Below are 20,244 nucleotides of genomic sequence, written 5' to 3'. Positions count from 1 at the left end.
CTCTCGACGCGCGGGAGGCAGCACGACCTGGCCTCTCGACGGTGGAGTGGGGGCCACACGTGGCCTTTCGACGTTCGGGGGTGGGGTGGGGTGGGGTGGGGTGGGGTGGGGTCATGGGAAGACCACCACCCCGACGGCGGTGAGGGCGAGCTGGAGGAGCGCCATCGGCACGAGCCACACCCAGGCGAGGCGCTGGAGCTGGTCCTCGCGCATGCGCGGCCACGAGACGCGCAGCCAGATGACGACGACGGCGACGAGGAAGCCCTTGAGCACCGTCCAGAGCCAGCCGAGCCACTGCTCGAACGGACCGGACCAGCCGCCGAGGTAGAGCACCGCGAAGAGCAGCGACATGACGACGATGCCGGCGTACTCGGCGAGCAGGAAGAACGCGAAGCGCAGGCCGGTGTACTCGGTGAACGCGCCGAAGACGATCTCGGAGTCGGCGAGGGGCATGTCGAAGGGCGGACGCTGGAGCTCGGCGAGGGCGGCGACGAGGAAGACGACCGCGCCGGGCAGCTGCCACAGCAGCCACCACGGTTTCCAGGCCTCGGCGATGGAGACGAGCGAGAGGCTCCCGGCGGCGAGCGCGACGGAGGCGACGGCGAGCACCATCGGCAGCTCGTAGGACACGAGCTGGGCGCCGGCGCGCATCGCCCCGAGCAGGGAGTACTTGTTGGCCGAGGCCCACCCGGCCATGAGCGTGCCGATGATGCCGACCCCGATGACGGCGAGCACGAGCACCGCGCTCGCGTCGACGTCGGCCCCGACGACCGTCGGTGACAGGGGGATGACGGCGAGCGCCACGAGGTAGGGGATGAGCGCGACGAACGGGGCGAGGCGGAAGACCCACCGGTCGGCCCGGGCCGGGGTGATGTCCTCCTTCTGCACGAACTTCACGCCGTCGGCGACGAGCTGGGCCCACCCGTGGAAGCCACCGGCATACATCGGCCCGAGCCGGCCCTGCATGTGCGCCATGACCTTGTGCTCGGTCTGGCCCACGATCAGCGGCAGCACGAGGAAGGCGGCGAGCACGGCCACGGCGCGCAGCACCACCTCGACCCAGGGCGCCAGGTCGCTCATCGCGGCCCCCACTCAGGGCCGGGGACGCCGGGCGCCTGCACGCGCCGACGGCCCGGCGCGCGGGCGGAGTCGTGGCCCTCGCCGGGCTCCTTGGCACCGGGCCACGCCTTCGAGGCGCGCGCGGCGAGGACGAAGGACTTGCGCAGCGGCGTGCCCTCGAAGCCGTCGGGCAGCAGCAGGGGGCGCAGCCCCAGCCCGGAGCCGTCGTCGAAGCCGTCGAACTCGATGCCGAACATCTCGTGCGTCTCGCGCTCGTGCCACGCCGCACCGCGGAAGATCCCCGTCAGCGACGGCACCGGGAGCCCGTCGGGGACCCGGGTGCGCAGCAGGACCGACGCCAGGGAGCCCGGCTCGCGGGTGTCGAGCAGGTGGCACACGATGTCGAAGCCCGCGTCGGTCTCACGGTCGGTCTCGTCGACGGCCGTCAGCCAGTCGAAGTACGCGTAGCCCTCCTCGCGGAGCGACAGCACGGTGCTCGACCACTCCCCGAAGGGCACGTCCCGCACGTCGGTGACCTTCACTGGCCGCCCTCCCCCGGCTTCGCGCCACGGCGCAGGAGAGGGCGACGGACGTCACCGGCGCTGCCGACGCGGTTGCCGGCATACCTCCCCTTGAGCTTCTGGGTCGAGAGCCGTTCGGTCGCGATCTGCTCCTGGAGGCGGATGATGCCGTGCAGCAGCGCCTCGGGACGCGGCGGGCAGCCGGGCACGTAGACGTCGACGGGGACGATCTGGTCGACGCCCTTGGTGACGGAGTAGGAGTCCCAGTAGGGCCCGCCGGAGTTGGAGCAGGCGCCGAAGGAGATGACGTACTTCGGCTCGGGCATCTGGTCGTAGAGCCGGCGGATGGCCGGGGCCATCTTGTCGGTGACCGTGCCGGAGACGATCATGAGGTCGGCCTGGCGCGGGCCCGGGGCGAACGGGATGACGCCGAGGCGGATGAAGTCATGGCGGCCCATCGAGGCGGCGATGAACTCGATGGCGCAACAGGCGAGCCCGAAGTTGAAGACCCACAGCGAGTAGCGCCGGCCCCAGTTGAGGACGACCTTGATCGGCTTGGGCGCGTGGCCGCCGAGGACGCCCATCGAGGCCGGCCCGATGGTCGGCATGGGCAGGCTGACCGGCTGGCTGACCGGCTGGCTGACCGGCTGGCTGACCGGCTGGCTCGTCGGCTGGCTCGCCGGTGCGTCGGGTCGTCCCGGCTGCTCCATCACACCCACCTCAGCAGGCCGCGGCGTCCCGCGTGGGCCAGGCCCAGCACGATGAAGCCGATGAAGATGCCCATCTCGACGAGGCTCGCGCGGCCGAGGTCGGCGTCGCGGATGACGGTCGCCCACGGGAAGAGGTAGATCGCGTCGACGGCGAAGATGACGTAGAGGAAGGAGAAGACGAAGTAGCGGACCTTCGTCTGGGCCCAGCCCTCGCCGACGGGGTCGACACCGGACTCGTACGTCGTCAGCTTCGCCGCGTGCGGAGCGCGCGGTGCGAGCAGTCGTCGCACGACCATCGCCGCCGTGACGAGCAGGACGCCCGCCCCCAGCACCGCTGCGACGGCCACGTACCCGGACATGACGGCCAGCCTATCCATGCCGGTACGCGAGTGGCGCCGTCCCCCGGGGCGGCTTGGCGCAGCCGCGCTCTCGCCGGGCGCTTCGTGCCGGGCCGGCTCCGGCGGGGCGGCCGACGGAATACGCCCTCGGTGGCCGCCGCGTGCCCGAGGCCGAGCGCGGCGCGCCTGTCCACGTGATGGCAACCTGCGCAATTGTGCTCGCAGAGCGACATAGCATGGAAGTTGCCCGCCGCACAGGGCCCCGGGCAGTGAATCGTATGGAAGTTCGAGGACGTCGCAGAGCATGAGCGCCAAACTGGTCCAGAAGCTCGATCGCGTGGTCATCCGATTCGCCGGGGACTCCGGCGACGGCATGCAGCTCACCGGAGACCGCTTTACGTCGCAGACGGCGCTGCTCGGCAACGACCTGTCGACGCTGCCCAACTTCCCCGCTGAGATCCGGGCGCCCCAGGGCACGCTGCCCGGCGTCTCGAGCTTCCAGCTGCACTTCGCCGACCACGCCGTGCTGACGCCGGGTGACGCCCCCGACGTGCTCGTCGCGATGAACCCGGCGGCCCTCAAGGCCAACCTGCGCGACCTGCCCCGCGGTGCGGCGATCATCGTCAACACCGACGAGTTCAGCAAGCGCAACCTCTCCAAGGTCGGCTACGCCGAGAGCCCGCTCGAGGACGGCTCGCTGGGGAGCTACGACGTGCACCCGGTCGCGCTGACCTCGATCGCGGTCGAAGCCCTCGCCTCGTTCACCGACCTGACCCGCAAGGAGAAGGAGCGCGCCAAGAACATGTTCGCGCTCGGGCTGCTGTCGTGGCTCTACACCCGTCCGATGGACGGCACCGAGGCGTTCCTCAAGGCGAAGTTCGCCGACAAGCCCGACATCCTCGAGGCCAACCTCGCCGCCCTGCGCGCGGGCTTCAACTACGGCGAGACGACCGAGGACTTCGCGGTGGCCTACGAGGTCGCGCCGGCCACGATGCCCGCCGGCACCTACCGCAACGTCACCGGCAACGTCGCGCTGTCGCTCGGCCTCGTCGCGGCGGCCCACCGCGCGCACCTGCCGCTCTTCCTCGGCAGCTACCCGATCACGCCGGCCTCCGACATCCTGCACACGCTCGCGGGGCTCAAGCGCTACGGCGTCGCGACGATGCAGGCCGAGGACGAGATCGCTGGTGTCGGCGCCGCGCTCGGCGCGTCCTTCGGCGGGGCGCTCGGTGTCACGACGACGTCGGGCCCGGGCCTCGCGCTCAAGGCCGAGACCATCGGGCTCGCCGTGTCGCTCGAGCTGCCGCTCATCGTCTGCGACATCCAGCGCGGCGGCCCGTCGACCGGTCTGCCCACCAAGACCGAGCAGGCCGACCTCCTCCAGGCCCTCTTCGGCCGCAACGGCGAGTCACCGGTCGCCGTCGTCGCGCCGGCGACCCCGGCCGACTGCTTCGACATCGCCGTCGAGGCCGTGCGCATCGCGACGACCTACCGCACGCCCGTCATCGTGCTCTCCGACGGCTACCTCGCCAACGGCTCCGAGCCGTGGCGGCTGCCGCGCACGGCCGAGCTGCCCGACATCGTCGTGGAGTTCGCGACCGAGCCGAACGCCGTGGACGACAAGGGGCAGCCGACCTTCCACCCCTACCTGCGCGACCCCGAGACCCTGGCCCGGCCGTGGGCGATCCCGGGCACTCCCGGACTCGAGCACCGCGTCGGCGGCATCGAGAAGGCCGACGTCACCGGCAACATCTCCTACGACCCCGACAACCACGACCACATGACGCGGCTGCGCCAGGCCAAGATCGACGGGATCGCCGACACCATCGAGCCGCTCGTCGTCGACGACCCGACCGGCGACGCCGACGTGCTCGTCCTCGGCTGGGGCTCGACCTTCGGGCCGATCGCCGCGGCCGTACGCCTCGCGCGGGCCACCGGCGCCCGCGTCGCCCAGGCGCACCTGCGCCACCTCAACCCGTTCCCCGCCAACACCGGCGAGGTCCTGCGCCCCTACCAGCGCGTCATCGTGCCCGAGATGAACCTCGGCCAGCTCGCGATGCTGCTGCGCGCCAAGTACCTCGTCGACGTCGAGTCCCACACGTCGGTCCGCGGCCTGCCGTTCCAGGCCGGCGAGCTCGCCGACGTCATCGCGACCGCCGTGGCGTCCGTCTCCGACGTGCCCCTGAAGGAGGCCGCGAAGTGACCACCGACCTGGGTATGCCGTCCCGCTCACCGGGTGCCACCGGCACCGCGGGCGTCCCGCACCTCACCGACGGCACCGCCCTGACGAAGAAGGACTTCACGTCCGACCAGGAGGTGCGCTGGTGCCCCGGCTGCGGCGACTACGCGATCCTCGCTGCGGTGCAGGGCTTCCTGCCCGAGCTCGGCCTCAAGCGCGAGAACATCGTCTTCGTCTCGGGCATCGGGTGCAGCTCGCGCTTCCCCTACTACCTCGACACCTACGGCATGCACTCGATCCACGGCCGCGCCCCCGCCATCGCGACCGGGCTGGCCGCGACGCGCGAGGACCTCTCGGTCTGGGTCGTCACCGGTGACGGCGACGCCCTCTCGATCGGCGGCAACCACCTCATCCACGCGCTGCGCCGCAACGTCAACCTCAAGATCCTGCTCTTCAACAACGAGATCTACGGCCTGACGAAGGGGCAGTACTCCCCCACCTCGCACGTCGGCCAGGTGACGAAGTCGACGCCGCTCGGCTCGCTCGACACGCCCTTCAACCCGGTGTCGCTCGCGCTCGGGGCCGAGGCGAGCTTCGTGGCCCGCACGATGGACTCCGACCGTCAGCACCTGACGTCGGTGCTGCGTGCCGCGGCCGAGCACCGCGGGTCGGCGCTGGTCGAGATCTACCAGAACTGCCCGATCTTCAACGACGGCGTTTTCGACGTGCTCAAGGACCGCACCGAGGCCGCCGCCCGCATCCTGCACCTCGCCGACGGCGAGGAGGTCGGCACGGCCGAGACCGTCGTCGTGCGCGACGACCGCGGGTCGCTCGACGTCGTGCCGCGGGGCGAGGCCGACCCGGCCCGCATCGTGCGCCACGACATCTCGGCGACCGACCCGTCGGCGGCGTTCGCCCTCTCGCGGCTCGACAGCCCCGACCTCGGCCACGTGCCGATGGGGATCTTCCGCAACGTGCAGCGCCCGACCTACGACGACTCGCTGCGCGAGCAGATCGCCTCGACCCGCACGGGCGAGGTCACCGATGCCGACATCGACGCCCTGCTCGCCGGTCGGGACACCTGGACCGTGGGGGCGTGACCGCCCGCGAGACCGTCTCGTCCGTCGCGCCCACCGGGCCCGACACGCGTGCAGCCGGATCGAGCGCGCCGCACGGCGAGGTCGGGCGGGGCACCCTCCTCGGCTTCGCGGCATACGGCCTCTGGGGGCTCTTCCCGCTCTACTTCGACGCGCTCAAGCCCGCCGGACCGTGGGAGATCCTCGCCCACCGCATCCTCTGGACCCTGCTCTTCTGCGTCGTCGTGCTGCTCGTCATGCGCGACCTCGGCTGGATCCGCCCGCTCCTGCGACGGCCGCGGCTGCTCGCTGGCACGGCGGTCGCGGCCGTGCTCATCGCGGTCAACTGGGTCGTCTACGTCGCGGCCGTCACCTCGGGCAACACCTCCGAGGCGGCCCTCGGATACTTCCTCAACCCCCTCGTCACCGTGGCGCTGGGCGTCGTCGTGCTCGGCGAGCGCCTGCGCGTGCTCCAGTGGGTGGCCGTCGGGATCGGTGTCGTGGCCGGTGTCTACCTCGGGGTCTCGGGTGGACGCATACCCTGGGTGGCGCTGACCCTCGCGGTGTCCTTCGCGCTCTACGGCCTGACGAAGAAGAAGGTCGGCGTCAGCCTCGACGCGATCCACGGCCTCACCGTCGAGACCGTCGTGCTCGCCCCGGTCGCCGTCGTGCTGCTGCTCGTCGTCGGCGCGCAGGGCGGCCTCGAGTTCGGCCTGCACGGAGGCGTGCACACGTCGCTGCTCGTCCTCTCCGGACTGGTCACCGCGGTGCCGCTGCTCTGCTTCGCCGCCGCCGCCCGCCGCATCCCTCTCGTCACGATCGGGCTCATCCAGTTCATCACCCCGGTCATGCAGCTGCTCTGCGCGGTGGTCCTGCTCGACGAGCACATGCCGTCCGAGCGGTGGATCGGCTTCGGCATCGTCTGGCTCGCGCTCATCGTGCTCACGGTCGACTCGCTCGTCAGCCTGCGGGGCGCCCGCGCCGCACGACGCGACCTGCCGGTCGACGACTGCCCGCGCTGACCAGCCGCACGCGTCGGAGCCGTTCGCCGCACGCGCTGGAGCCGTTCGCCGCGTGCCCGCGGTGACAGACTGCCGGTGTGAGCGACATCGTCCTCGGCTCCCGCACCGGTCGGTTCGTCATCGCGGCCGCCGTGCTCGGCTCGGGCATGGCCCTGCTCGACGGGACCGTCGTCAACGTCGCCCTCGTGCGGATCGGCGAGGAGCTCGGCGCGAGCCTCGCCGAGCTGCAGTGGATCACCAACGGCTACCTGCTCGCGCTCGCCTCGCTCATCCTGCTGGGCGGCTCGCTCGGTGACCGCTTCGGGCGGCGCCGCGTCTTCGTCGTCGGGGTCGTGTGGTTCACGGTCGCCTCCGCCGCGTGCGGCCTCGCCCAGTCGCCCGTCCAGCTCATCGTCGGGCGGGTGCTGCAGGGCGTCGGTGGCGCCCTGCTGACGCCCGGCAGCCTGTCGATGATCCAGGCCTCGTTCCGTCCCGACGACCGCGGCAAGGCCATCGGCACGTGGTCGGGACTCGGCGGCATCGCCTCCGCCCTCGGGCCGTTCGTCGGTGGATGGCTGGTGCAGTACGCCAGCTGGCGCTGGGCCTTCCTCGTCAACCTGCCGCTCGGCGCCGCGACGGTGTGGATCGCCCAGCTGCACGTCCCCGAGACGCGCGACGAGAAGGCCGACCACCGGTTCGACGTGGCCGGCGCCGTGCTGGCGACGCTCGCCCTGGGCACGACGACCTTCGCCCTGATCCAGCACGAGCCACTGGGTGCGGTGGCCGCCACCGGCGTCGGCCTGCTCGGCCTCGCCATCGGCGCGGCCTTCGTCGTCGTCGAGCGTCGCACCTCGCACCCGATGGTGCCGCCGGCCCTCTTCGCGTCCCGGCAGTTCAGCGCGGCCAACGCGATGACGCTGCTCGTGTATGCCGCCCTCGGCGCGGTCTTCTTCTTCCTCACCCTCCAGCTCCAGACGGTCCTCGGCTACGGTCCGCTGCTCGCCGGCATGGCCTCGCTCCCGGTGACCGTCCTCATGCTGCTCCTCGCCGCCCGGGGCGGAGAGCTCGCGTCACGCATCGGACCGCGCCTGCCGATGACGGTCGGGCCGGTCGTCTGCGGCGTCGGCGCCCTGCTCCTGTCGGGCGTCGACGAGGGCTCGACCTACTGGACCGGCGTACTGCCCGGCATCTCCGTCTTCGGCCTCGGGCTCACGCTGCTCGTCGCACCCCTGACGGCCACCGTCCTCGCCGCCGCACCGGACCGCTACGCCGGGGTCGCCAGCGGGGTCAACAACGCCGTCGCCCGGGCGGGCAGCCTCCTCGCCGTCGCCGCACTACCGGCTGTCGTGGGCCTCAGCGGCTCGGACTACGCCGTCCCCGAGGCCTTCTCGTCGGCCTACCGGACGGCGATGCTCATCTGTGCCGGACTGCTCGCTGCCGGCGGCGTCGTGTCGTGGCTGCTCATCCGCAACCCCTCCCGCGAGCCGTCGGCCGCCGCCGCGACCGGTGCCGAGCGGGAGGGCCGCGCGGTCGCAGCGGGCACCACACGGCATACGCGAACGGCACCCGCCGGGTGGTCGTGCGCGGGATCGGAGGGATGCCCGGGCACGAGCCACCACGCCGGCGACCTGCCCGCGGGCGAGGTTCCGGCCGGGCGCTGAGCGCGTCCCCGCCGAGAGTCGGGGCGAGTCAGCGTGTCCGGCCGGCCCCGTCGTCACGGTGTGGGGTCGGGCCAGCTCCCTCCGCGAATGTCGCTGTTGCCGAACGTGTTCGGGCACGCGACGAGCACGTTGGGCGGGCTGGTCGGCGTCGCCGTGTAGAGCGAGGCGCGGTACGCGTCGATCGCCGGGCAGTCGGCCGCGTGCGAGGCGTCGTTCCACACTCCGACGACGGCGTCACGCGTCGCGCTGGCATACACGTAGTCGCCGAGGAACTCGGCGGTCAGGCCGTTCTGGCTCGTCCCGCGCGGGTCGCCGACGGCGCTGCGGTCGAGCGACGACCACCCGCTCGGCACGCCGGCCACCACGTTCGCGTGCCACACCTGACCGACGAGGCCGCGAGGCGACGACGTGTCGTGCCGGAAGGGCGTCGTGAAGGCGTTTTCGACGACGTAGAGGTCGGTGCCGTCAGGAGACAGCGCCGGTGCGGTGTAGAACGGGCGGTCCCCGGTGGGGAGCGCGAGCGCCGCCGGCGCGGTCCAGCTGGCACCGGCCGTGGTGGAGCTCGTCCACAGCAGCCGCTCGTGGTCCAGCCCCGACGCACCGTCGGCCCAGGTCATGACGATCTGGTTCGTGGCGCCGGCCCCGCTCGGGGCCCCGTTGGCGATGTCGACGTTCGGCCCGGAGGCCAGGTCGACGCGGGCTCCCGCGATGCCGTCCATCGTCGGCCGGCCGAGCACGGGGTCGAAGACCCCGGGCGACGTGACCGGAGCGACCATCGTCGGACCCGTCCAGTGGGCGCCGCCGTCGGTCGAGCGGTACATGAGCTGGAGATCGGCGCCCGCACGCCTGCCGATGCCGAAGACGTAGACGTTGCCGTGGCTGTCGGTGCGGACCGTGCAGCCATCAGGTTGCCCGTTGATCCCGTTGTCGGTGGCGGGACCGACCTGCTTCGTCGTCCACGTGGCTCCGCCGTTCGTCGACCGCGCGACGATGAGCGGCGTCGGGAAGGCGTTGCCGTGGCTGTTGCTCCGGAACGAGGCCCAGCAGACGTAGACGTTGCCGAAGAACCGGCTCGACTGCGCGTTGTCGGCCCACACCTGCTCCTTGTCGGAGAAGGTTGTCGACGACTGCTTCGAGATGATCACCGGGTCCTTCCACGCGCTGGCGTGGCCCGCAGCAGCGGCACGCACGTCGTCGGTCCTCGACACGGCGATCGCCTCGAAGCCCTTGAAGGTCGCGGACTCCTTGTCCGCCGACACGTTCGAGGTGAGGTTGGCGTAGTAGAGACGTGAGCCGTTGTCCCACGAGAACGACCCGTCGGAGCCCGGTCGCGGTCCGAAGGCGACGGCCGGGTCACCGTCGGACACGAGGCCCTTGGCGGCGTATCCCGGGAGGGTGCCGATCGGACCGGTGTGGGCGGTGCAGGCCACGGGGCCGAGGCAGTCGCGAGCCGTGAGGCCGGTGTACGTCGGCTGGGTCCAGCTCGAGCCTCCCGTGAACGAGAAGTACACGCCGGACACCCCGACGCCGGGGGTGAAGGGACACGTGGTCGGGTCGCCGGCCGCGCACGACTCCTCGTCGATCTCGTCGTTGGACCCGGCGACGACGACGCCCGGTTCATGCGCGTCGATCGCGACGGCGGGCTCGTTCTGCTTGTTCTGCGAGAAGGGCCCGGGCGGACTGGCGACGCTGACGATGCCGTCGGTCGCCGGCGAGGCCACCGCTACCGCCGCTCCGGCGAGGGCGGTCGCGACGGACACGATGCACGCAGTGAGAACTCGACGGTGAGCCATGACCTCTCCTCAGGTGATACGGCAAAGGATCGCGTCGGCGCCCGCACCCACCAGAGTGCGCCCGCGCCACGGCGTACGACAAGGCCCGCAGCCGAAATGGCCACAGGCGTCCACGGCGCGACACCTCACCGCCCCGTGGATGATGGGGGCATGAGCGACGTCGCAGCGCAGGGCTTCCGGACCGAGCACGACTCGATGGGCGAGGTGCAGGTGCCCGCCGACGCCTTGTGGGGCGCGCAGACGGCGCGGGCGGTCGAGAACTTCCCGATCAGCGGCCAGCCGGTGCCGTCCGGCGTCGTGCACGCGCTCGCGCGCCTCAAGGCCGCCGCCGCCGACGTCAACGCCGAGCTCGGGGTGCTCGACGCCGGCCGCGCCCGAGCGATCGCGCAGGCGGCCGGGGAGGTCGCCGACGGCGACCACGACGACGAGTTCCCGATCGACGTCTTCCAGACCGGCTCCGGCACGTCGACCAACATGAACGTCAACGAGGTCGTGGCGCGGCTCGCGCACCTCGCGAGCGACCTCGACGTGCACCCCAACGACCACGTCAACGCCGGGCAGTCGAGCAACGACACGTTCCCCAGCGCCCTGCGCATCGCAGCCACGTCGGCGGCCGTGCTCGACCTCGTGCCGGCGCTCGAGCACCTCGCGCTCGCCCTGGCCCGCAAGGAGGCGGAGTTCGTCGACGTCGTCAAGGCCGGACGCACCCACCTCATGGATGCCGTGCCCGTGACCCTCGGGCAGGAGTTCGGCGGCTACCGGCGCCAGGTCGAGCTCGGGGCGAGCCGGGTGCGCGCCGCCGCCGAGGCGACGAGCGAGCTGCCCCTGGGCGGCACGGCCGCGGGGACCGGGCTCAACGCGGCACCGGGCTTCGCCCGCAGGGTGATCGAGCGCGTGTCAGGAGTCACCGGCATCCCGTTCCGGGAGGCGGCCAACCACTTCGAGGCGCAGTCGGCGCAGGACGCCGTCGTCGAGCTGTCGGGGGCGCTCAAGGTCGTCGCCGTGAGCCTGACGAAGATCTGCAACGACCTGCGCTGGATGAGCTCCGGGCCGCGCACCGGGCTCGGCGAGATCCACCTGCCCGACCTGCAGCCCGGATCGAGCATCATGCCCGGCAAGGTCAACCCGGTCGTGCCCGAGGCGACGCTCATGGCCTGCGCGCAGGTCATCGGCAACGACGTCACCATCACGACCGCGGGCGCCGCAGGCAACTTCGAGCTCAACGTCATGCTGCCCGTCCTGGCGAAGAACATCCTCGAGTCGATCGGCCTGCTCGCCTCGACGAGCAGACTGCTCGCCGATCGGTGCGTCGACGGCATCACCGCCGAGGTCGAGCACGCCCGGGCCCTCGCCGAGGGGTCGCCGTCGATCGTGACGCCGCTCAACCGCTACCTCGGCTACGAGGCCGCTGCCGCGGTGGTCAAGCAGGCCGTCCGGGAGCGCCGGACGATTCGCGACGTCGTCGTCGCGCAGGGTCACGTCGCCGAGGGGAGGCTCACGGAGCAGCAGCTCGACGAGGCCCTCGACGTGCTCTCGATGACGCGGCCGGACGCCGGCGCCTGACCGGCCGCCCACGCCGAGGACGTATGCCGCCGGGCCGGGTCGCGCCCGGCCCCGCGGTCACCCGAGGAACTGGCTGACCGTGAATTCGGCGCCCTGCGGGTCGCGGACGACAGCCGTGCGCGTCCAGTCGCTGTCGCCGGTGCGGACCAGGGACCCGCCGAGCCGCACGACCCGGTCGGCCGCCGCGTCGCGCTCGGCGACGGTGAACGTCACGTGCCACCCCGGCTCGGCGCGGGGCGCGACGGGCACGACCCAGCCGATGGCGTCGGCGAAGCCCGGTGGCACCTTGGCCCCGGACTGTCGCTCGTGGATGTCGGGGTCGATCGTCGACGCGAGGTGGTCGCCGTAGCCGGGCACTCGGATCATCGTGGCGAAGCCGACGTCGGCGAACACCCAGCCGAAGGCCCGGGCGTAGAACTGCTGCGCGGCTGCTGGCTCGTCGGTGTGCAGGTCGCTGAAGTTCCACGCCCCGGGGACGTTGGTCACCTGCGAGCCCAGACGCCGCTTGGCCTCCCAGAGGCGCACCTCGAGCCCCTGCGGGTCACGCACGACCACCGACCGACCACCTTCACCGGCAGCCGTCGGCGGCTGGACCACCGCTCCCCCGGCCTGCTCGACACGTCGGGCCGTCGCGTCGGCGTCGTCCACGGCGACGTAGGTGTGCCACCGCGCAGCACTCTCGCGACCCGCGTCACCGCTCTGGCCGGCAGGCGTCGCCGGGCCACCGAGCCCACCGACGTCGCGGCCGTCGAGCTGGGCGATGAGGTAGCGGAACGGCACCCCGGGCGGGGTCGCCTCGCTGAAGGTCCAGCCGAAGACGCCGCTGTAGAAGTCCGCGGCGGCATCGACGTCGTCCTGCTCGGTGTCGACCCACGAGGTCACGCCCTCGGGGTAGGTCCTCGGCTCGGTCGCCTGCTGGTTCATGCCATCCTCCTCGATGTCGGTCGGTCCGCATCCACCGTAGGCAGGGCCGCCGACAGCCGCCGCGGGTCGGCGCGACCGAAGCCCCAGGTCGGCGGCGGCCCGGTCTACGGTCGGTGGATGACCCTCGACGACGTCGACGCCTACCTCGCCACCCTGGAGGGCTGCCGTGCCCGCCGCACCGGCGGCCGCCGCGCGTGGTACGTCGACGGGTTGCTCGTGGCCCGCGCCGACGAGGCCGGCACCGTGCTCGTCCGGCTCGGGGGCCGCGACCGCGAGGAGCTCGTGACGGCCCACCCCGACACGTTCGGCGTGCCGCCCCGGTGGGAGGCGCACACCAAGCTGCAGGCCGACCTCGCCGGCGACGCCGACGCGGTCCGGCGCGCCCTGCGCCTCGCCTGGGAGCGGCAACGCACGGCGCGCACCGGCGCCTGACGCGGCACACGGCATACGGGCTCAGGACCCGAGGACCCGCTCGAGGTAGGGGTTGCCGAAGCGGCGCTCCGGGTCGACGCGGTCGCGCACGGCGAGGAAGTCGTCGAACCGCGGGTAGACGCTGCGCAGGTAGTCGGCGTCGCGCGTGTGCATCTTGCCCCAGTGCGGACGCCCGCCGTGGTTGACGGCGATGGCCTCGAAGGCCTCGAAGTAGGCGCCCCGCTCCTGCCGGTGGTACTTGTGGATCGCGATGTAGCAGCTCTGGCGCTCGTAGGCCGTCGAGAGCCACACGTCATCGGCCGCGGCGACGCGGCACTCGACCGGGAAGGAGATGTGCTCGTCGTGGGTGTCGACCCACTCGCGCAGCTCGAGCAGCACCTCCGAGAGGCTCGCGCGCGGGAACGCCCACTCCGACTCCATGAAGCGCACCTCGCGCGGCGTGACGAAGACCTTGTGCGAGCTGTCGGTGAACTGCCGCTCGCTCAGGGCCCGTGACGCGATCGCGTTGATGCTCCGCGTCGAGCGGGGCATCCGGGTGGCGACCCGGTTGGTCAGCTCGAAGAAGCGGTTGCTCAGCAGGTCGTCGTCGAGCTTCTCGCGCCACCCCGGCAACGGGCGCTTCGCCGTGCCCTCGGGGACGCGGTTGTTGCGCTTGGTCTGGGCCCGGTCGGTGTGCGGGAACCAGTAGAACTCGAAGTGGTCGTTGGCCTCCGCCGACACCTCAGCGTGGGCCAGCACGTCGGTCAGCGACTCCGGGCGCTCGACGGCGTGGAGCAGGAAGGCAGGCACGACGGCGACGGTGATCTCGGTGACGATGCCCAGCGCGCCGAGCCCTAGGCGGGCGGCCTGGAAGAGCGCCGGCTCGTGCGTCGGAGAGCACTCGACCACCGAGCCGTCCGCGAGGACGATGCGCAGTGCCCGGATGCCCGCGGACAGGCCCGTGAGCCGAAGTCCGGTGCCGTGCGTGCCGGTGCCGGTGGCGCCCGCGAGACTCTGCCGGTCGATGTCGCCGAGGTTGGGCAGGGCGTAGCCGAAGGCCGCGAGCTCCTCGTTGAGGACGTGCAGGGGCGTGCCCGCGCGCACCGTGGCCTCACCGCGCGTCGAGTCGATCGAGGTGACCCCGCTGAGGGCGCCGAGGCGCAGCTGGACGCCGTCGGTCACCGCGACGCCGGTGAACGAGTGGCCGGCGCCGATCGCCTTGACGCGCAGCCCTCGGTCGGCGGCCCGCAGGACCTCCTCGACCACCTCCGCCTCGCTGCGCGGGGTCGCGACCCGGGCGAGCTTCGAGGACTCGGTGCCGGCCCAGTTGGACCAGTCGATGCTGCGTACGACGCGACGTGTCACGCCGCCAACGCTCTCAGCCAAAACACTGCCCTTCCCCACGATAGGTCGCGGCCCGTCCGACGACCCGGTCGCCTCCGTCGCTGCTGACGAGCGCGAACTCCGTGAAGCGCTCGGCCAGCTCCCCCGCCTTGGCGTGCCGGAACCATATCCGATCACCCAGTGAGAGCCGGTCGGCCCCGGCTCCCTCGAGGGGCGTCTGGACCTCACCGGCGCCCTCCCGTCGGATCAGCGCGAGGTCGTGCTCGGGCAGCGGGCTCGGGACCCGGGACCACCCGGGCGGACCGGACGCGACGTAGCCGCCGCCGTATGCCGTCACCATCCCCTCGCCGGGCCGGCGCACGACCGGGGCGGCGAAGTAGGCGGCCGGCCGCAGGGAGAGGGCGTCGTAGCCGTCGAAGAGCGTGGGTGCGAAGAGCCCCGACCCGGCGGCGAGCTCGGTCAGGGCGGGGTCGAGGTGGGTGACGTGGAGGCTGCCGGTGCCGCCGCCGTTGACGACCTCGAGGTCGGCGAGCGAGCGCGCGGCAGCGACGACCTCGGCGCGGCGGGTGCGCAGCTCGGCGTCCGAGACCTTCTTCATCCGGCGCACGACCGGCGACGAGTCGGGCAGGCCCGCGATCTGGGCGTCGTAGAACATCAGCCCGGCGACGACGAGACCGCGCTCCTGGGCGCGCCGGACGACCGTCTCCACGTCCGCGGGGGTCCGGGTCGGCGAGCGGCGAACTCCCAGGTGGGCCGGGCCGACCCGCAGCGACGCGTCGACGTCGATCGCCACGCGCAGCCCCTCGTGACCGGGCACCTCGCGGGCGATGAAGTCGACGTGCTCGACGCTGTCGATCATGACGATGACGGCCCGGGTCAGCGCCGGGTCGGCGGCGAGCTCGGCCAGGGCCGGGACGTCGACGCTCGGGTAGGCGACGAGGACGTCGTCGTGGCCGGCACGCGCCCACCACAGCCCCTCGCGCACGGCGTAGCACATGAGGCCCTGGAAGCCGTCGCGCCCGAGCGCCCGCTCGATGAGGGGCCGGCTGCGCAGCGACTTGGTCGCGATCCGGATCGGGAGCCCGGCGGCCAGGTCGACGAGCGTGGCGGCGTTCGCGTCGAAGGCGTCGAGGTCGACGACGGCGAGCGGACCGGGGAGGTCGGCGGTCGCCGCCGAGAGGCGCGCCGCGACCGGCGGCGACAGGCGACGATGCATGCCCTGCACCCTACCCAGCGTCACCCCACCCCTACCTGGGAGTCGCCCACACTCTTTCTCCCTCCCCCTCGAGTGAGCGCCCGGTCCCACTCGGCTGAGCGCCCCGTCCCAATCGAGTGGCGGAGCGCTCGGTCGACTGTGGCGGGCGCTCACTCCCCGGGGTGTGAGGCGAGTGGGTCAGCCGACGCGGTCGACGACGGAGAGGGCGAGGGCCTGCAGGGCCGCCTTCGCGTCGCTGTCGGGCAGCGGGTCGAGCAGGGCCTGCGCCTCGCGGGCGACGGCATACGTCTCGTCGCGCGCCAGCGCGAGGGCCGGATGGGCCCGCAGGAGCCCCAGCGCCTCGGCCAGGGCGGCGTCGTCGGTCGACAGGTCGGCGTCGAGCAGCTCGAGCAGACGCGCGTCCGAGGCGTCGTCGCGGTCGGCCATGGCCCGGAAGCGCAGCACGGCGAGCGTGTCGACACCCTCGCGCAGGTCGGTGCCGGGGATCTTGCCGCTGTCGTCGGCGTCGGACGCGATGTCGATGAGGTCGTCGGCGAGCTGGAAGGCCACGCCGACCTTCTCGCCGTAGGAGCGCATGGTCTCGACCGCCGCGGGCGACCCACCGCTGAACATGACGCCGTAGCGCCCGGCCGTCGCGATGAGCACGCCGGTCTTGTCGGCGAGGACACCGAGGTAGTAGTCGACGGGATCGACACCCTCGGGGCACGCCCGGTCGTCGCGGATCTGACCGGAGCACAGCCGCACGAACGTCTGCGCCTGGATGAGCACGGCCTCGGCGCCGAGACCGGCGACGAGCTCGGACGCCTTGCCGAAGAGCAGGTCGCCGACGAGGATCGCCGTCGAGTTGTCGTAGGCGGCGTTGACCGACGCGACCCCGCGGCGCACGCTCGCCTCGTCCATGACGTCGTCGTGGTAGAGCGAGGCGAGGTGGGTCAGCTCGACGCCGGCGGCGGCACTGACGACGTCGTCGTTGATGCCCTCACCGAGCTCGGCCGCGAGGAGGGTCAGCAGCGGCCGGAACCGCTTGCCGCCCGCCTCGACGAGGTGCCCCGAGGCCCGGGCGATGAACGGGTCGTCGTGGTCGACGACCTGCGTCAGCAGCGCGTCGACCCGGGCCAGCCCGTCACGCAGGCGTGCCGACAGGTCCGCGGTGGCCCCGGGGATCCCGAGGACCGGCGGGGTGGCGTGTGTCGTCATCGAGCCCCGTGACCGTGCAGCCGTGCGCGAGCCGTCATCGGACGAACTGGGAGGCCCGGTCGGCCAGGTCGAGCAGCGCCGACGGCAGGACGCCGAGGGCGAGCGTGGCCAGGGTGCCGATGGCGATCGAGAACGTCGTCGACACCGACGGGATGACGACCTCGACGGCGTCGTCGGGGGCGTCGCTGAAGAACATCAGGACGATGACCCGGGCGTAGACGAAGACCGTGATCGCGCTGCACAGGACACCGACGACGGCCAGGACCGTGCCGGTCGCGCCACCCGTGCCGATCGCCGCCGAGAAGACGCCGAACTTCGCGACGAACCCCGAGGTCAGCGGGATGCCGGCGAAGGCGAGCATGAGGAAGGCGAACGCGCCGGCCACCACCGGGAAGCGCTTGCCGAGCCCGGCCCACTGCGACAGGTGCGTGGCCTCGGCGCCGTTCTGTCGCACGAGCGAGACGATGGCGAAGGCCGCGATCGTCGAGAAGCCGTAGGCGACGAGGTAGAAGAGCACCGCGCCGACGCCCTTGCGGTCGAAGGCGAGCACACCGACGAGGATGAAGCCCGCGTGCGCGATCGAGGAGTAGGCGAGCAGGCGCTTCATGTCGGTCTGCGTGACCGCGAGCACCGACCCGACGACCATCGTCAGCAGGGCGACGAGGACGAGCGCGTTGGTCCACTCCCAGCGACCGGTGTCGAGGCCGACGTAGGCCAGGCGCAGGATCGCGCCGAACGCAGCGGCCTTCGTGCAGGCGGCCATGAAGCCGGTGACCGGCGTCGGGGCGCCCTGGTAGACGTCGGGCGTCCACGCGTGGAACGGCACTGCACCGACCTTGAAGAGCAGGCCGACGAAGACGAGGAACGCGCCCGGCACGAGCAGGCCGTTCATCGCGAGCGGCCCGGAGGCGATGGCCTTGCTCAGGTCACCGAAGTAGACCGAGCCGGCGTAGCCGTAGAGCAGGGCCGTGCCGAAGAGGAAGAAGGCCGAGCTGAAGGCGCCGAGCAGGAAGTACTTCAGCGACGCCTCCTGCGAGAGCAGGCGACGGCGGCGGGCCAGCCCCGAGAGGATGTAGAGCGGCAGCGAGAGCACCTCGAGCGCGACGAACATGCCGATGAGGTCGTTCGTCGTGGGGAAGAGCATCATGCCGAAGATCGCGAACATCGTCAGCGGGAAGACCTCGGACGTCAGCGCACCCGCACGGGCGGCCGCCGTCTCGGTGGCCGAGCCCGGCGTCGACGCCCCGCTCGGGGTGAACGCGTCGGGGCCCACTCCGCCGAAGCGCTCCGCCATCGTCAGGACACCGAGGACACCCATGAGCAGGATCGCAGCCTGCATGAACAGGGCCGGGCCGTCGACGGCGAGGGCGAAGAGCTGCCGGTTGGTCGAGCCGTCCGTCAGACCCATGGTCAGGCCCTGGTGCTTGGCCGCGACGATGATCGACGCGGCGGCCGCGAGCAGGCCCACGACCGAGAGCGTCACCTGGATCGCGTGGCGACGCTCGCGCGCGGCGAACGCCTCGACGAGGACGCCGATCAGGGCCGTGCCGAAGACGATGAGCAACGGCAGGATCGCGAGGTAGTCGACGGTCGACTGCTGGAACGCTGCGGGAAGCGTGGGCAGCGCCAGCGGAGCGACGGCGGTCACTTCGAGCTCCCTTCGGCCACGGTGCCGGCCGGGTTGAGGGTCGGAACGGCTTGCTGGACGTGCGCCAGGGTCTTGTCGACGGCCGGGTTGATCACGTTGAGCGCGATGTTCGGCAGGACGCCGAGCACGACGAACGCAGCGATCAGCGGTGCGGCGACGAGCTTCTCGCGCGTCGTCAGGTCACGCACGGCGGTGAGCCCGCGACGGCCGGGCTCGTCGAGCCGGTCGTGCTCGCGCTCGCCGACGAGGCCCTCGGGCTTCGGGCCGGTCATGACCCTCTTGTACATGAGCAGGATGTAGAGCGCGGCGAGGATGATGCCGGTCGTCGCGATGACGGTGGCCACCGGCTGAGTCGGGAAGCTGCCCACGAGCACGGTGAACTCGGAGACGAAGGTCGCCAGACCCGGGAGGCCGAGGCCGGAGAGGCCCGCGACGAGGAAGATTCCGGCCAGGGCAGGCGTGATCCGCTGCCAGCCGCCGTAGTCGGGGATCCGCTTGCTGCCGCGACGGCGTACGAGCATGGCCGCGAAGAGGAAGAGCGCCGCCGTCGAGAAGCCGTGGTTGACCATGTAGAGCGTGGAGCCCGCGTGGCCGACGTTGGTGAAGGCGAAGATGCCCAGCACGATGAAGCCGAAGTGGCTCACCGACGTGTAGGACACGAGGCGCATCATGTCGGTCTGGCCGATCGCGAGCAGCGCACCGTAGATGACGGAGAGCACCGCGAGGGCCACGACGACGGGCGTCGCCCACGTGCTCGCCTCCGGGAAGAGCTGGAGGCAGAAGCGGATCATCCCGAACGTGCCGACCTTGTCGAGCACGCCGACGAGCAGCGTCGCCGTCGCGGGCGAGGACTCGGTGGCGGCGTCGGGCAGCCAGGTGTGGAACGGCACCATCGGCGCCTTCACCGCGAAGGCGAAGAAGAAGCCGACGAAGAGCAGCCGCTCGGTGGTGGGGTCGAGCGAGAGACCGGTGAGGCGCTCGATGAGGAAGCCGTCGGTGCCGCCCGGACCCTGCAGGTAGAGGGCGATGACGGCGACGAGCATCACGAGCCCACCGGCCAGCGAGAAGAGCAGGAACTTCATCGCGGCGTACTGCCTGCGCGGGCCGCCGAAGCGACCGATGAGGAAGTAGACCGGGATGAGCATGGCCTCGAAGAAGACGTAGAAGAGGAACACGTCGGTGGCGGCGAACACCCCGACCATGAACGTCTCGAGCACGAGGATGAGCGCGAAGTACGTCTTGACGCGCTGGCCGCCGCGGGGGCCGGCCTCCTCGGGCACGTCGTGCCAGGCCGCGAGCAGGCAGATCGGGGTCAGCACGAGCGCCATGAGGATGAGCACGAGCGCGATGCCGTCGACGCCGAGCGCGTAGCTGACACCGAACTGCGGGATCCACGAGTGCTGCTCACCGAGCTGGAACTGCGCGCTCGAGGCACGGTCGAACTGCGTCGCGGCAATGATGCCGACGACGAGCGTGACGAGGGAGAACCCGATCGCCATCCGCTTGGCGTTCTCGGCGCTGCCCGGCACGAAGGCGACGACGAGCGCGCCCACGAGGGGGATGAGGCCGAGGATCGTCAGCCAGGGGACGGTGGACATTGCGG

Annotated in this window: 17 protein-coding genes; 6 read left to right on the top strand and 11 right to left on the bottom strand. The window is 72.0% G+C overall.

All coding sequences use genetic code 11. From position 1 onward, the window contains the following. Positions 1 to 111 precede the first annotated feature (111 nt). The 4 genes from nuoH to ASG96_RS02945 all read right to left on the bottom strand — a co-directional run bounded on the left by nuoH (position 112) and on the right by ASG96_RS02945 (position 2,649). Positions 112 to 1,080, bottom strand: a complete 969-nt coding sequence (gene nuoH, locus ASG96_RS02960; protein ID WP_056760274.1) for an NADH-quinone oxidoreductase subunit NuoH — start codon at positions 1,078 to 1,080, stop codon at positions 112 to 114. Further along, a complete protein-coding gene (locus ASG96_RS02955) occupies positions 1,077 to 1,601 on the bottom strand; it encodes an NADH-quinone oxidoreductase subunit C (protein WP_057586489.1) in 525 nt (174 codons plus the stop codon). Before ASG96_RS02955 ends, nuoH begins: the two co-directional genes overlap by 4 nt. Then, the gene (locus ASG96_RS02950; protein ID WP_235506821.1) at positions 1,598 to 2,164 is read right to left on the bottom strand and encodes an NADH-quinone oxidoreductase subunit B family protein; all 567 of its coding nucleotides are present in this window, start codon (positions 2,162 to 2,164) and stop codon (positions 1,598 to 1,600) included. The genes ASG96_RS02955 and ASG96_RS02950 overlap by 4 nt, the downstream gene beginning before the upstream one ends. Positions 2,165 to 2,289: 125 nt before the next feature. Then, positions 2,290 to 2,649, bottom strand: coding sequence for an NADH-quinone oxidoreductase subunit A (locus ASG96_RS02945; RefSeq protein ID WP_057586485.1), 360 nt, complete (start codon positions 2,647 to 2,649; stop codon positions 2,290 to 2,292). A gap of 283 nt (positions 2,650 to 2,932) precedes the next feature. Between ASG96_RS02945 and ASG96_RS02940 the strand changes: the two genes are divergently transcribed. The 4 genes from ASG96_RS02940 to ASG96_RS02925 all read left to right on the top strand — a co-directional run bounded on the left by ASG96_RS02940 (position 2,933) and on the right by ASG96_RS02925 (position 8,545). Next, positions 2,933 to 4,831: a 2-oxoacid:acceptor oxidoreductase subunit alpha gene (locus ASG96_RS02940; RefSeq protein ID WP_056759824.1), complete on the top strand. Its 1,899-nt coding sequence runs from the start codon at positions 2,933 to 2,935 to the stop codon at positions 4,829 to 4,831. Continuing rightward, positions 4,828 to 5,907 carry a 2-oxoacid:ferredoxin oxidoreductase subunit beta gene (locus ASG96_RS02935; RefSeq protein WP_057586483.1) on the top strand — a complete coding sequence of 360 codons (1,080 nt, stop codon included), beginning with the start codon at positions 4,828 to 4,830 and terminating at the stop codon, positions 5,905 to 5,907. Before ASG96_RS02940 ends, ASG96_RS02935 begins: the two co-directional genes overlap by 4 nt. Next, positions 5,904 to 6,905: an EamA family transporter RarD gene (gene rarD / locus ASG96_RS02930; RefSeq protein ID WP_056759831.1), complete on the top strand. Its 1,002-nt coding sequence runs from the start codon at positions 5,904 to 5,906 to the stop codon at positions 6,903 to 6,905. Before ASG96_RS02935 ends, rarD begins: the two co-directional genes overlap by 4 nt. A gap of 77 nt (positions 6,906 to 6,982) precedes the next feature. Beyond that, complete coding sequence (locus tag ASG96_RS02925) at positions 6,983 to 8,545, top strand: MFS transporter (RefSeq protein WP_056759832.1); 1,563 nt, start codon at positions 6,983 to 6,985, stop codon at positions 8,543 to 8,545. 53 nt (positions 8,546 to 8,598) lie between these two features. Here the strand turns inward: ASG96_RS02925 and ASG96_RS02920 are convergent, their stop codons facing one another. After that, the gene (locus ASG96_RS02920) at positions 8,599 to 10,338 is read right to left on the bottom strand and encodes a sialidase family protein (protein ID WP_157610604.1); all 1,740 of its coding nucleotides are present in this window, start codon (positions 10,336 to 10,338) and stop codon (positions 8,599 to 8,601) included. Positions 10,339 to 10,488: 150 nt separating this feature from the next. Between ASG96_RS02920 and ASG96_RS02915 the strand changes: the two genes are divergently transcribed. After that, a complete protein-coding gene (locus tag ASG96_RS02915) occupies positions 10,489 to 11,901 on the top strand; it encodes an aspartate ammonia-lyase (RefSeq protein WP_056759834.1) in 1,413 nt (470 codons plus the stop codon). 57 nt (positions 11,902 to 11,958) lie between these two features. Here ASG96_RS02915 and ASG96_RS02910 read toward each other — a convergent pair whose 3' ends face one another. Beyond that, complete coding sequence (locus ASG96_RS02910) at positions 11,959 to 12,825, bottom strand: VOC family protein (protein ID WP_057586479.1); 867 nt, start codon at positions 12,823 to 12,825, stop codon at positions 11,959 to 11,961. 117 nt (positions 12,826 to 12,942) lie between these two features. Here ASG96_RS02910 and ASG96_RS02905 point away from each other — a divergent pair, with 117 nt between their 5' ends. Then, positions 12,943 to 13,257, top strand: a complete 315-nt coding sequence (locus ASG96_RS02905) for a hypothetical protein (RefSeq protein ID WP_056759843.1) — start codon at positions 12,943 to 12,945, stop codon at positions 13,255 to 13,257. A 21-nt stretch (positions 13,258 to 13,278) separates the two neighbouring features. Here the strand turns inward: ASG96_RS02905 and ASG96_RS02900 are convergent, their stop codons facing one another. The 5 genes from ASG96_RS02900 to ASG96_RS02880 all read right to left on the bottom strand — a co-directional run bounded on the left by ASG96_RS02900 (position 13,279) and on the right by ASG96_RS02880 (position 20,239). Then, positions 13,279 to 14,601: a D-arabinono-1,4-lactone oxidase gene (locus tag ASG96_RS02900; RefSeq protein WP_235509037.1), complete on the bottom strand. Its 1,323-nt coding sequence runs from the start codon at positions 14,599 to 14,601 to the stop codon at positions 13,279 to 13,281. Between the two features lie 13 nt (positions 14,602 to 14,614). Then, complete coding sequence (locus ASG96_RS02895; protein WP_056760278.1) at positions 14,615 to 15,796, bottom strand: alanine racemase; 1,182 nt, start codon at positions 15,794 to 15,796, stop codon at positions 14,615 to 14,617. A gap of 177 nt (positions 15,797 to 15,973) precedes the next feature. After that, positions 15,974 to 16,993 (bottom strand): polyprenyl synthetase family protein, encoded by a 1,020-nt coding sequence (locus ASG96_RS02890; protein WP_057586478.1) that lies wholly within the window; start codon positions 16,991 to 16,993, stop codon positions 15,974 to 15,976. A gap of 34 nt (positions 16,994 to 17,027) precedes the next feature. After that, the gene (gene nuoN / locus ASG96_RS02885; RefSeq protein WP_056759845.1) at positions 17,028 to 18,641 is read right to left on the bottom strand and encodes an NADH-quinone oxidoreductase subunit NuoN; all 1,614 of its coding nucleotides are present in this window, start codon (positions 18,639 to 18,641) and stop codon (positions 17,028 to 17,030) included. Next, positions 18,638 to 20,239 (bottom strand): NADH-quinone oxidoreductase subunit M, encoded by a 1,602-nt coding sequence (locus ASG96_RS02880; protein WP_057586476.1) that lies wholly within the window; start codon positions 20,237 to 20,239, stop codon positions 18,638 to 18,640. Before ASG96_RS02880 ends, nuoN begins: the two co-directional genes overlap by 4 nt. Positions 20,240 to 20,244: the final 5 nt, after the last annotated feature.

Source organism: Terrabacter sp. Soil810, from assembly GCF_001429645.1.
Classification (GTDB): Bacteria; Actinomycetota; Actinomycetes; order Actinomycetales; family Dermatophilaceae; genus Terrabacter.
Note: the sequence above shows the minus strand (reverse complement) of the source record. Positions and strands in the feature narration are given on the sequence as shown.